At 57.3% G+C, this 11,135-nt stretch carries 11 protein-coding genes and 1 pseudogene; 7 read left to right on the top strand and 5 right to left on the bottom strand.

Annotated elements, in window-relative coordinates; genetic code table 11:
- From NTW95_08700 to NTW95_08670, 7 genes and pseudogenes are all read left to right on the top strand, one after another.
- Nucleotides 1-1,615, top strand: a 1,615-nt coding sequence (locus tag NTW95_08700) for a BamA/TamA family outer membrane protein (protein ID MCX6557488.1), incomplete at its 5' end; no start/stop codon positions are given.
- A 146-nt stretch (nucleotides 1,616-1,761) separates the two neighbouring features.
- A pseudogene (locus NTW95_08695) lies at nucleotides 1,762-2,337 on the top strand (GTPase domain-containing protein).
- A 415-nt stretch (nucleotides 2,338-2,752) separates the two neighbouring features.
- A complete protein-coding gene (locus NTW95_08690) occupies nucleotides 2,753-4,144 on the top strand; it encodes a transglycosylase SLT domain-containing protein (GenBank protein MCX6557487.1) in 1,392 nt (463 codons plus the stop codon).
- On the top strand, nucleotides 4,144-5,676 hold the full coding sequence (locus NTW95_08685) for a YifB family Mg chelatase-like AAA ATPase (protein ID MCX6557486.1): 1,533 nt from the start codon (nucleotides 4,144-4,146) through the stop codon (nucleotides 5,674-5,676). Before NTW95_08690 ends, NTW95_08685 begins: the two co-directional genes overlap by 1 nt.
- A gap of 152 nt (nucleotides 5,677-5,828) precedes the next feature.
- Nucleotides 5,829-6,137, top strand: coding sequence for a hypothetical protein (locus NTW95_08680; GenBank protein MCX6557485.1), 309 nt, complete (start codon nucleotides 5,829-5,831; stop codon nucleotides 6,135-6,137).
- A gap of 112 nt (nucleotides 6,138-6,249) precedes the next feature.
- Nucleotides 6,250-6,726 carry a rhodanese-like domain-containing protein gene (locus NTW95_08675; protein MCX6557484.1) on the top strand — a complete coding sequence of 159 codons (477 nt, stop codon included), beginning with the start codon at nucleotides 6,250-6,252 and terminating at the stop codon, nucleotides 6,724-6,726.
- Entirely contained in the window at nucleotides 6,710-7,165 is a 456-nt protein-coding gene (locus NTW95_08670) for a DoxX family membrane protein (protein ID MCX6557483.1), read from the top strand. Before NTW95_08675 ends, NTW95_08670 begins: the two co-directional genes overlap by 17 nt.
- 49 nt (nucleotides 7,166-7,214) lie before the next feature.
- Here NTW95_08670 and NTW95_08665 read toward each other — a convergent pair whose 3' ends face one another.
- From NTW95_08665 to NTW95_08645, 5 genes are all read right to left on the bottom strand, one after another.
- Nucleotides 7,215-8,291 carry a PilT/PilU family type 4a pilus ATPase gene (locus tag NTW95_08665; GenBank protein MCX6557482.1) on the bottom strand — a complete coding sequence of 359 codons (1,077 nt, stop codon included), beginning with the start codon at nucleotides 8,289-8,291 and terminating at the stop codon, nucleotides 7,215-7,217.
- A 129-nt stretch (nucleotides 8,292-8,420) separates the two neighbouring features.
- A complete protein-coding gene (gene smpB / locus NTW95_08660; protein MCX6557481.1) occupies nucleotides 8,421-8,879 on the bottom strand; it encodes an SsrA-binding protein SmpB in 459 nt (152 codons plus the stop codon).
- Nucleotides 8,857-10,128 carry a hemolysin family protein gene (locus NTW95_08655; protein MCX6557480.1) on the bottom strand — a complete coding sequence of 424 codons (1,272 nt, stop codon included), beginning with the start codon at nucleotides 10,126-10,128 and terminating at the stop codon, nucleotides 8,857-8,859. The genes smpB and NTW95_08655 overlap by 23 nt, the downstream gene beginning before the upstream one ends.
- Nucleotides 10,129-10,176: 48 nt before the next feature.
- Nucleotides 10,177-10,830 (bottom strand): redox-sensing transcriptional repressor Rex, encoded by a 654-nt coding sequence (locus NTW95_08650; protein ID MCX6557479.1) that lies wholly within the window; start codon nucleotides 10,828-10,830, stop codon nucleotides 10,177-10,179.
- A gap of 116 nt (nucleotides 10,831-10,946) precedes the next feature.
- On the bottom strand, nucleotides 10,947-11,135 hold a 189-nt coding region (locus tag NTW95_08645; GenBank protein ID MCX6557478.1), incomplete at its 5' end, for a Rho termination factor N-terminal domain-containing protein.

Below are 11,135 nucleotides of genomic sequence, written 5' to 3'. Positions count from 1 at the left end.
GACCTCCCCGGTTTTCCACCCCGACGGCAATCAGCTGTACTTCGCCGGCATCGAAGGTCTGCAGTCGTTCATTTTCTCGCTCGATCTGCGTTCCGGCCGGATCAGGAAATTGACCAACGGCCGCCTCTACGTGAAAGCGGTCGACATCTCGGCCGACGGCGAAAAGGTCGTTTATTCGGCCAGCGACGGAGAGTTTGAAAAACTGTACCTGGCGGCGGCGGCCAACCCCGACCTGGCCATGCGCCTGACCGACGGCGCCTACAACGATGTCGCCCCCGCTTTCGCCCTGGACGGCAAAACGGTCTATTACAGCTCCGACGAACGCGGCGCCTTCAACATCTGTTCGCTGGACCTGGAGAACAAGATTTTCTACCGCTATACCGACGTGCGCAGCGGCAATTTTTTCCCGGTGGAAATTCCCCATGAAAAAGGTCAGCTGGTCATCTCTTCCTACCACAAGGGGAGCTTTCTGCTCTTCAAGAAGGATGCCGGCACGTTCCTGGAAAAGCGCCCGGCGCAGTTCTCCGCCATCAGCGCCGCTCCGGTGGTGGCGGCCGCCGAACCGCCGCTGACTTTCACCCTGGCCCCCAAAAAATACAAGCCGTTCGAAAAGTTGATCATCACCAGCCTGCCGCCGATCCTGGTGGCCGTGGATACCAGCGGCGGTTTCTTCGGCGCCTCGTACCTGGGCGTGACCGACCTGCTGGGCGACCAGAATTTTGTCTTTTACCTGTCATCCTTCTACGGCTACCGCTCCTATCACTTTACTTATCTCAACCAGCAGCGGCGGCTGCAGTACTACGCCCACCTCTTTTCCGAGGGCGAAGGCTACTATCTTTCATACAACTACACGAATTATTTTTCGCTGCGCAGCCGCATCGGCGGACAGCTGGGGTTCATCTACCCGTTCAGCCGTTCCACCCGAGCCGAGCTGTACCTGTCGGTCTTTCACCAGACCGAGGATTCGGACCTGTTCTACTACGGCTACAAGCTTCCCTACGGCCAGTTCTTCAACGGCATGGCCATGCCGCTGGAAGTGGCGCTGGTCTCGGAAACCACGCGCTTCGCCAATTACGGGCCGAACATGGGCCACACCTTCAAGTTCAGCGTCAGCAAGTACATCAGCCTCTTCTCCGATTCGCTGGACGCCTTTATTCTGGAAGGCGACTTCCGCAAGTACCTGCGCATCGACAACCAGTCGCTGCTTGCTTTCCGCCTGAGCGGTTTTTATTCGGGCGGAACGAACCCGCTGCTATTCTGGAGCGGCGGCAACAATACGCTGCGCGCGGCCGATTTCCGCAGCCTGATCGGCAACAAGGGCTTCTTCTTCAACGCCGAGTTCCGTTTTCCGCTGGTCATGGCGGCGCTGACCCCCATCGGCATCATCGGTCCCGTCCGCGGCGTTTTCTTCTTCGACTTGGGCGGCGTGTGGTTCAACGACCAGCCGTTCGTTTTTTCCAAGGACGGGAAGCTGCAGGACTCCCTGGCCTCGCTGGGGTACGGCATCGAGTTCTTCCTCTTCGGCTACCCGCTCCATGTGGAATGGGTGTATAAGACCGATTTTCAGAATACGACGTACAACGGCATCAATTTCTGGATCGGCTTCGACTTTTAGAGCCTTAGATAGCTCTGCTGGGTTAAGGCTCCGCCTTTTTCTGTTTAACCGCTTTCCGGACGGCTGCCATCCCGAAGGGTGGCGTCCCCTTGAGGGATGATTGACTTTCAAGGCGGAAAGTGCGAAAATAGAACTGGGTAGGGAAAATGCTGATCAACCACACGTCCAAGCAGGTGACCGCGAAAATTGTCTATTACGGAACCGGTTTGGGCGGCAAGACCACCAACCTGCAGTACATTTTTTCCGTGACCAATCCGCGCGCCCGCGGCGAACTGGTATCCATGGAAACGGAGATCGAACGCACCCTGTTCTTCGACCTGCTGCCGATCAACGTCGGCCTGCTCAAGGGCTACCAGACGAAATTCCAATTGTACACCGTCCCGGGGCAGGTATTTTATGACTCGACGCGCCGGCTGGTATTGAAGGGCGCCGACGGCATCGTCTTCGTGGCCGATTCCCAGGAATTGATGGATCAGGCCAACCTGGAGAGCTTCGAGAACCTTAAAAACAACCTGAATTTTCATAATCAGAACCTTGAGGATATCCCGCTGGTTTTCCAGTACAACAAGCGCGATCTGAAAAATGTCATGCCGGTGGAAAAATTGAACGGCGATTTGAACTATTTGCACCGGCCTTACTTCGAGGCGGTGGCCAGCAACGGCCGCGGGGTCATCGAAACCCTGCGGGACATTTCCTCGCTGACCCTGGTCAAGATCAAGGAAGCGCTCGAGCACGCCACCGTTTCGGCGCAGAAAATGGCCGTCAATTTCGATGTCGACTCGAGCCACCGGATCATGAGGATGGAAGACCTGCCGGTGAAAAAAATAAGCATGGAGGCGATGCCGGCCATCGAGACGGTGCAGACGGCGGCGCGACACCATGAAGCCCAGGTGATCGCGGCCGTGCGCGAGGGCGCCGAAACCCAGATGGAAAAGGCTTTCGCGGACAAGCCGAAAGAAAAGTCCATCGGCTCGGTGCTGAACGCGTTCGAAGACCCGACCCGGGTGACCAAGATTGAAAGGATCAGCGGCGCCGACGGCCGGCTGACCGTGGATATCAAGGGCAATGACGGGCGCGTGCTGCACTCATTCGCCGTCGAATTGAATCCTGAAACCAAAAAAGTGAATATCATACTTGATGTCAAAAGCTAAACTCTGCCCCGGATTGGCCCTGATGTCGCTTTTGCTGGCCTGCCAAACCGCCCGCAGCATGCCCAAGCCCGCCATCGACGCCAGCCTGCCGACGGCGCCCTTGGCCCGGGCCGAAAGCTGCTTTCAGCAGGGCAAGACCTGCCTGGAAAAAGGGGACATGGCCGGGGCGCGCTCGTACTTCGATCGGACGCTGGACCTGCTGATGGACAGCACCGCCGCCGGCGAGCCCGGCAGCGATGCCCGGAATGCGCTGAACGGCTACATCGAAAAAATCGCGGCCATCGAGCTGAATTATTTGAAGGACAAGGGCGGGCCGGAGAGCGAGCAGCAGGAGGCATTCCTCGATCAGGTCATCTCCACGCCGCTGTTTTCGCCCTCACAGAAGGATGTTCAAGACCTGCAGCAGAAGGTGAGCGAAACAACGGTAGTCAGCTACAGCATCCCGGTGATCGTTAATCCCCAGGTGGTCTCCTTTATCAAGGCTTTCCAGACCATCCGCCATGAGGGCATCCAGCGGGCCCTGGACCGGTCGCAGGAATTCATCGAACCATTCAAGGAAATTTTCCGCAAAAACGAGATCCCCGTGGATTTGGCCTATCTGCCGATCATTGAAAGCGGATTCAGGGTCGACGCCAGTTCGCGGGCCAGGGCCAAGGGCGCCTGGCAGTTCATGGCGGCCACGGCCAGGCTCTCCGGCTTGCGCGTCGACTGGCAGGTCGATGAAAGGCTCGATCCCTTCAAAGCGGCCGACGCCGCCGCCCGTTTCATGAAGCGCCTGTACGAAGAGTACGACGACTGGTACATCGTCCTGGCTTGCTACAACGGCGGCCCGCGCCGCCTCAACAAGGCGATGCGGGTCTTACGCACCTCCGATTTTTTCGAGATCAACCAGTCGCGCCATATTCGCCGCGAAACCCGGAACTACGTACCGGCCTTTCTGGCTTCCCTGATCATCGCCCGTTCGCCCCAGGAATACGGCTTCTCGACCGCTCCGGTTGACAGTGTCCTGGGCAACAGCAAGACGATCACCGTCCCTTCGCCGGCCAGCCTGAACCGCATCGCCGCCCTGCTGAACATGCCCGACGCCGAGCTGAAGCGCCTCAACCCGGAGCTGCTGCGGGACATCACCCCGAGCAACCTGGCCGAGTACCGGTTGCGCATTCCCGCCGGCGCCGATGAAGCGCTGCTGGCCGGACTGGAAAGAATCCCGCCCGACAAGGTCCCCAAGTACAATTTTTACCGGGTGCGCTCCGGCGACAGCCTCTACTCCATCTCCCTCCGCCACCGCGCCTCGGTCGGCGCCATCAAGAGGGCCAACGGTTTGAAATCCAACCTCATCCGGCCGGGCATGAGCCTGATCATCCCCTACGGCGGCTGATGATCAGCCGCATCAATTCCGCGGTGCTCAATGGCCTGGACGTTTTGGCCACTGAGGTGGAGGTCGGTTTCTCGCGCGGAATTCCCGGCATCGTCATCGTCGGCCTGCCCGACAACGCGGTCAAGGAAAGCCGCGAGCGCTTGAAGCTGGCGGTCAGCCAGTCCAATTTCGATTATCCCCAGGCCACCAAGATCGTCATCAACCTGTCGCCGGCCGACGTGCGCAAGGAGGGGTCGGCCCTGGACCTGCCCATGGCCGTGGGCATTATCAAGAACCGCTACCACCTGGAGAGCCCGGCCTTCGCCGATCTTCTCTTCTACGGCGAGTTGAACCTCAACGGCGAGCTGAACCCGGTCAAGGGGGTCTTGAACATCTCGCTGTTCGCCCGCCAGAACGGTTTTCGCGGCATTGTCATCCCGTTTGCCAACCGCCACGAGGCCGCCTTCGTCAACGGCATCGAGGTCTATCCGCTGAAAAACCTGGCCGCGGTCATCGATCTGATCCAACACCCGGACCAATTCGTCCCTTTCGCCGGCGGGGCCGGGGAACGCCGCGAGCGGGAGTACGAGAACGACTTCGCCGAGATCAAGGGCCAGTACCTGGCCAAGCGGGCGATGGAAATCGCCGCCGCCGGTTTTCACAACGTGCTGATGATCGGGCCGCCGGGATCGGGAAAATCGATGATCGCCAAGGCCCTGCCGTCCATTTTGCCCGACATGAGCGATGATGAGGTGCTGGAAACGTCGCTGACCTACAGCGCCGCCGGGCTGCTGGGCGAAAAGGGCGGCCTGGTGTGCCAGCGTCCCTTTCGCTCGCCGCACCACACCATCTCCGATGTCGGCATCAGCGGCGGCGGCAAGTATCCGCTACCGGGCGAGATCTCGCTGGCCCACAACGGGGTGCTCTTCCTCGATGAGCTCCCCTATTTCAAAAAATCGGCCCTGGAGGTCCTGCGCCAGCCGCTTGAGGATGGCCAGATCACAGTTTCGCGGTCGCTGACCTCCTCGACCTTCCCGGCCCGGTTCATGCTGATCGCGGCCATGAACCCCAGCCAGGATTCGATCGGGGTGGGGGACAGCGGCTATTACGCCGGCAGCCTGGCGCAGAAACGGCACACCTACGCCAAACTGTCCAAGCCCCTGCTCGACCGCATCGACCTGCAGCTCGAACTGAAGAAGGTCAAGCTGGAAGAGATCACCTCGACGGTTGCGGCCGAGAGTTCCGGCGCCATCAGGAAGCGGGTGCTGGCGGCCCGCGACATCCAGCTGTGCCGCTTCCAGCCGTTGAAAAGGAAACTGTTCGCCAACGGCCAGATGAAAAACCAGGAGATCAAGAAATTTTGCCCCCTGGACGGGGAAGGGAACCGGCTGCTGCAGATGGCCGTGGAAAAATTCGACCTGAGCGCCCGCGGCTATTTCAAGGTGCTGAAGGTGGCCCGGACCATCGCCGACCTGGAAAAGGCGGAAACGGTCGCCCCCCGGCATATCCAGGAAGCGCTGCAGTACCGCTCGCTGGATCTTTCGCGGTTTTAAAATATCCGCGTTTAGTGAACGACTCGCTGGTAGTTCTCATCCATTCATTTCCCGATGGCAGCCATAATCAAAAAAAACTCAAAAAAATGAATTGAAACGGTTGACATTTGATTTTGCTATCCCCTATAATGCTAACCCTAAGGAGGCTTATAATGAAAAAAATAGCTAAACCGTTTTTATTCGGTGTCATTCTTCTCGCGTGTTTGTTCGTGATCAATACGGGCTGCAAGAAGAAGGCCGAGTGCTCGGGGGCAACGCAACTGTGCACGGGCCACACGTTTGAAGCGTGCTGCACTGAAACCGACTGCTATTACGTGGTCGATGGTGATGAGCAATTCGATTGCAACGGGACCGACTGCTATGCGGCTGCCTCGGATATGGTCTATGCGTATTGCGGGTACAACGTCAACGAGAAAGAAGCCCTGAAAACGATCGAAAAACTACTCGCCGCCATCAAGTAAACAAGGGCGTCTTAACCCGAAGAAAGGCACTCCGCAGGATCAAACTGCGGAGTGCGTTTTTTCCGATTGAAAAAGTGTTCTCTATAATTTTGCTGCTTCTGATTGCCCAGGGATGATCGTGCGCAAAAAAAATCTGCTTGAAATTGGCTTCATCCTGCTGGCCAGCGTGATTTTCGGCTTGGGGCGCAATTATTTTTCCAAAACGCCGCTGTTCCTGTTCAAGGTGCGCGGGAAGGCGATCCACTCCGTGCTGCCGGTCCAGGTCGGCGAAGCCGACGCCGAGCTGGTCAGGCAGATGATCGGCGATCCGAGCGTCGTTCTGCTCGATGCCCGGCCTCCCGAGCTATACAGCCTGGGCTTCATCCCCGGAGCCGTCAACCTGCCGGTCGCCATGTTCGCCGAGGCCCTGCCGCCGCTGGCCCAGCGGCTGCGCTCGGCCCGGCTGCTCATCGTCTATTGCGGCGGCCCGAAATGCCCCGATGCCGCCGACCTGGCCGCGAGGCTCTATGATCGGGGATTCAAAGACCTCCTGATCTACCAGGGCGGGGTCGGGGATTGGCAACGGAGGGGAAATGCATTTGCCAGATAAGCTCAAACAATCGCTGGCTTCGCCGCCGTTCCAGGTCGTGGCCCGCTTGATCCTGGGCGGGCTGTTCATTTACGCCAGCCTGGACAAGATCGCCCAGCCGATGCAGTTCACCCGGGCCATCGAGAGCTACAAGCTGTTGCCCGTGTCGCTGCTGACCCTGCCGGCGCTGATCCTGCCCTGGGTCGAATTGTTCGCCGGCATTTGCCTGGTTTCGGGGATTTGCGTGCGCAGCGCCGCCATGCTGCTCACGGCTCTGCTGCTGCTGTTCATCTCCGCCCTGGGGCTCAGCGCCCTGCGCGGCTTGAAAATAAGCTGCGGCTGTTTTTCGACCAAACTGGGCGAAGGCGAAAATATTTACCTGCTTGTTTTCCGCGACCTGCTGATGCTAATCCCCGCCTGGGTGATCCTCTTTTTCGGCCGCGAGAAAAAGAATTCTTGATGATATTTATGTAGGGGAGGGTTTTAAACCCTCCCCTACTTATTCCATCCTAGGGCTCTAACGTCAAATCGCGCTGGATTTGATCGGACTGTTCCGAGGCCACCATGGCGTCTTCCAGGGACACCTTGCGGCCTTTCACCAGCTCGATCAGGTGCTGGTCGAACGTCTGCATGCCCATGTCCCTGTTCTTGGCCACGTGCTTGAGTATTTCATCGGCCTTCTCGGGGTTCTTCAGGCACATCTTGATGGTCTTGTTGACCAGCATGATTTCACAGGCCGGGATGAGCCCGGTTTTTTCCAGGTTGGGCAGCAGCTGCTGCGAGACGATGGCCATGAGATTGTCGGCCAGCCGCTGCCGGGCCGAGGACTGCTCCTCGGAGGGGAAGTAGCTCAGGATGCGGTTGATGGAATGCATGATGTCGGGGGTGTGGATGGAGGCCATGATCAGGTGGCCGGTCTCGGCCGCCTTCATGCAGGTGTCCACCGTCTGCTGGTCGCGGAGCTCGCCGACCATGATGATGTCCGGGTCCTGGCGCAGCGCCGCCCGCAGCGCCGTGGCGAACGATTCGGTGTCGGGGCCGATCTCGCGCTGCGAGATGATCGATTGGTTCTTTTCGAAGATGAACTCGATGGGGTCCTCGATGGTGACGATATGGGCGCGGCGCTTCTGGTTGATGTAGTTGATGATCGTGGCCAGGGTGGTCGATTTGCCGTTGCCGGTGGCGCCGGTGATCAGGATCAGGCCGCGGTGGATGTCCGAGATTTGTTCGAGCACCTTGGGCAGGTTCAGCTCGGCGAAGGTGCGCGACTTGAGCGGTATCAGCCTGAGCACGGCGGCGTAGCGGTTGTTCTGGCGGAAGACGTTCACCCGGAAGCGGGCCACTTCGGCCACGGAAAAGGAGCCGTCGTAGTCCCGGACCTCCTTCTTGAACTTCTCCTCATCCTCGTACTTGGCCAGCGTCCGCCCGATATAGAGGGTGTCGGCCTCGGTCAGCACCGGGTACTTGAGCAGGTAAAGCTGTCCCAGGTGCCGGACCATGGGCGGGATGCCGACCTGGAAGTGAATGTCGGAAACCTCTTTCTGGGCGGCAAAGCTCAATATTTGGTTCAGGTTTATTTGCGACATACGTTCATGCCTCGTCTTTGTGGGTACCTCGGCCCTGGGGCCGGATCAGCAAAGCGTTTCATTCTAAAATAATAATCAAAAAATAAAAAAAAAGCAAGTCAACCGTCATGGCGCGCGAAAAGCCCGGCTTCATTTTTTGTTCCGGAAGCGCTGCACATCGCGGTCCATTTCCCGCTTGATGTCGCGTTCCTTGAGCTTTTGCTTTTTTTCGTAGGCCCGTTTGCCGCGCGCCAGGGCGATCTCGATCTTGACCAGCCCCTTGGGGGTGAGCAGGAGCTGCAGCGGCACGATGCTGAAGCCGCGTTCCTTGACCTTCTGGTCCAGGCGGTGGATTTCCCTTTTGTTGAGCAGCAGCTTGCGCTTCCGTTCGGGTTCGTGGTTGAAAAAACTGGCATTTAGGTAGGGGGTGATGTGACAGCGGAGCAGGAATGCCTCCAGGCCGTGGATCTCGACGAAGGAGTCCTTCAGGGAAACCTGTCCGGCGCGGATCGATTTGACCTCGGTGCCCACCAGGGCGATGCCGGCCTCGAATTTCTCGATGATCTCGTAATCGTGGAAGGCTTTTCTATTGAGCGCTAGGGTCTTCATGGCGGATGAGCAGGATGTCTTCGATCTTTCTCTTTCCCATTTTCTTGGCGATCAGCAAGTTTTGCTTGATTTTAACCCGGGCGTTCTCCTGGGGCATTTTGCCGAAATAATAGATGAACAAGCCGGAAATGGTCGTATAGTCCTTCTTTTCGGGCAAGTCAATCCCCAGCCGCGAATTGATCTCCGCCACCGGCGTGCTGCCCTTGAACTGGAAGACGTTGCGGTTCAGCTTCTTGATGTTCCGGCTGCCCAGGGCGATGTCGCCCAGGATGCCGCTCAGGATGTCGCTCAAGGTGATGATGCCGATGGTCGACCCGTATTCGTCCAGAACCACCGCCAGGTTCAGCTGCTGCTTTTTGAATTCCTTCAGGATGTAGTTGAGCGACGAGTACTCGGACACGAAGATCGGCTTGGCGGCGATCTTCTTTAAATCCAGGTTTTTGAAATCCTCGTTCAGCATGATTGGCAGCAGCGCATGGGCATCGATGATGCCGGAGATGTGGTCCAGGTTGCCCTTGTAGATCGGGATCTTGGAAAACTTTTTTTCCAGGATGAGCTTTTTCAACTCCCGGCTGCCGCTGTTTTCCTTGAGGGCGGCGATGCCGGTGCGCGGGGTCATGATGGCCTTGATGTCCTTCTGCGAGATGTCGATGATCTCGATGAGCATGGTGAGGGTTTCCGGGTTGTACTTGAACAGCTGAGTTTCGTTGGCCAGGAAATGCTTGATCTCCTCCAGGCTCAGCTCCTTCTTGGCCCAGGACTTTTGTTGGCTGCGGTTGAAAATGGAATTCACTAGCAACGTCAGGCCCTTGACCAGCGGGAAAAAGAGCAGGTTGAAGAAGCGGATCGGGAGAATGTAGAGATAGGATAATTTTTCGGCGTGGCGGTAACCGTACGACTTGGGCGTGACTTCGCCGAATGCCAGCAAAACCAGGGTGGTGAAGATGGTGGCGCCGAGGAGCTGGGCGCTTTGGCTGATTTTAAAGAACTGGGTGAAGAGGTAGGTGGCGATGGCCGCCGCGGCGACATTGACCAGGTTGTTGCCGATCAGGATGGTTGAAAGAAATTCATCCGGTTTTTCCAGGATGCGGGCCAGCCGCAGGGCTTTTTTGTCTTTTTTCTTGGCGCGATGGGCCAGCTTGATCCGGCTGACCGTCAACAGCGCCGTTTCGGCCGATGAAAAAAAAGCGCTGAACAGGACCAGCAGGGAAAAGAGCAGCAGCAGAAAAATCAATTCGTGGGGGTTCATCGCCTGCCCGTTGTTGCCGTCGCTTGCGCCCCCATGTTCTCTGCCGGCCTATTTTTTGTGATAGAGCTGGTAAACGATCTGATAGAGCGAGGTGCCGATGCAATCGTTGTTCACCTGGACATCGTGGAATTCCTTCGACACTCTCAGGATCTTGGGGGCGAAGTTGACGATGCCCTTGATGCCGTGGCCGATGAGCTTGTCCATGGTTTCCTGGGCGGCCTCCTCCGGTACGGTCAGCAGGGCGATCTTGATGTCGGGATTTTCCTGCAGGTAGGTGTCCAGCTGATCGACATGCAGCACCGGCTTTTTGCGGCCGGGTTTGCCTATTTCAGTGCCGACCAGCCCCTCCTTGATGTCGAACAGGGCCGTGACCGTGATGTTGCGGTCATTGAACAACTTGTAATTGGACAGGGCCTGGCCGATGCGGCCGGCGCCGACGATGATCACCTTGGTCACGTGGTCGACGGAGAGTATTTTCTTCAATTCCTGGAACAATTTATGGACCTGGTAGCCTTTTTTCTGCTTGCCGATGGAAATTCCCAGGTAGAAAAAATCCTGCCGCACCTGGTTGCAGGACACGCCGGTGACCTCCTCCAGCTTTTTCGAGGACACATAAGCGTTCTCGGGGAGGTTCAACTTCAGCAGGGCTTCATAGTAGAACGAGATCCGGCGGATGACCCGCAAGCTGATCTTCTTTTTCATCTGCTCCTCTTTATATTGTTTAAGTTAAAATTTAATGATATCCGACATTGGCAACAATGTCAACATTTTTTGCCTGAGCTAATTTTTACAGCAGGTAAAAAAAATGCTGGGAGCAATCACATTTCTTTTTTGCAGTCTTTCTCCCAAAGGCAATTGGTTTCCGGGCAATTAAATTTCCTGTCGCTACCGTAGCATGTCGGGTTTTTTTCGGCTGCTTGGATGGCCCGTATCAATTCGGCTTTTTTCATCCGAGCGGGATCGACCCCCTTTTCTTTGGCGTATTTTTTTATTTGTGCTACATTCAT

The sequence above is a fragment of the Candidatus Aminicenantes bacterium genome (genome assembly GCA_026393795.1).
Taxonomy (GTDB): Bacteria; Acidobacteriota; Aminicenantia; order UBA2199; family UBA2199; genus UBA2199.
This window is presented reverse-complemented; position numbering and strand designations above follow the sequence as displayed.

What these genes read in the sequence shown, in the direction of transcription:
- NTW95_08690 (MCX6557487.1), top strand. Translation starts at nt 2,753, where the DNA reads ATGTCAAAAGCTAAACTCTGCCCCGGATTGGCCCTGATGTCGCTTTTG.
- NTW95_08650 (MCX6557479.1), bottom strand. Translation starts at nt 10,830, where the DNA reads ATGAAAAAGAAGATCAGCTTGCGGGTCATCCGCCGGATCTCGTTCTAC.
- NTW95_08670 (MCX6557483.1), top strand. Translation starts at nt 6,710, where the DNA reads ATGCATTTGCCAGATAAGCTCAAACAATCGCTGGCTTCGCCGCCGTTC.
- NTW95_08675 (MCX6557484.1), top strand. Translation starts at nt 6,250, where the DNA reads ATGATCGTGCGCAAAAAAAATCTGCTTGAAATTGGCTTCATCCTGCTG.
- smpB (MCX6557481.1), bottom strand. Translation starts at nt 8,879, where the DNA reads ATGAAGACCCTAGCGCTCAATAGAAAAGCCTTCCACGATTACGAGATC.
- NTW95_08680 (MCX6557485.1), top strand. Translation starts at nt 5,829, where the DNA reads ATGAAAAAAATAGCTAAACCGTTTTTATTCGGTGTCATTCTTCTCGCG.
- NTW95_08665 (MCX6557482.1), bottom strand. Translation starts at nt 8,291, where the DNA reads ATGTCGCAAATAAACCTGAACCAAATATTGAGCTTTGCCGCCCAGAAA.
- NTW95_08655 (MCX6557480.1), bottom strand. Translation starts at nt 10,128, where the DNA reads ATGAACCCCCACGAATTGATTTTTCTGCTGCTGCTCTTTTCCCTGCTG.
- NTW95_08685 (MCX6557486.1), top strand. Translation starts at nt 4,144, where the DNA reads ATGATCAGCCGCATCAATTCCGCGGTGCTCAATGGCCTGGACGTTTTG.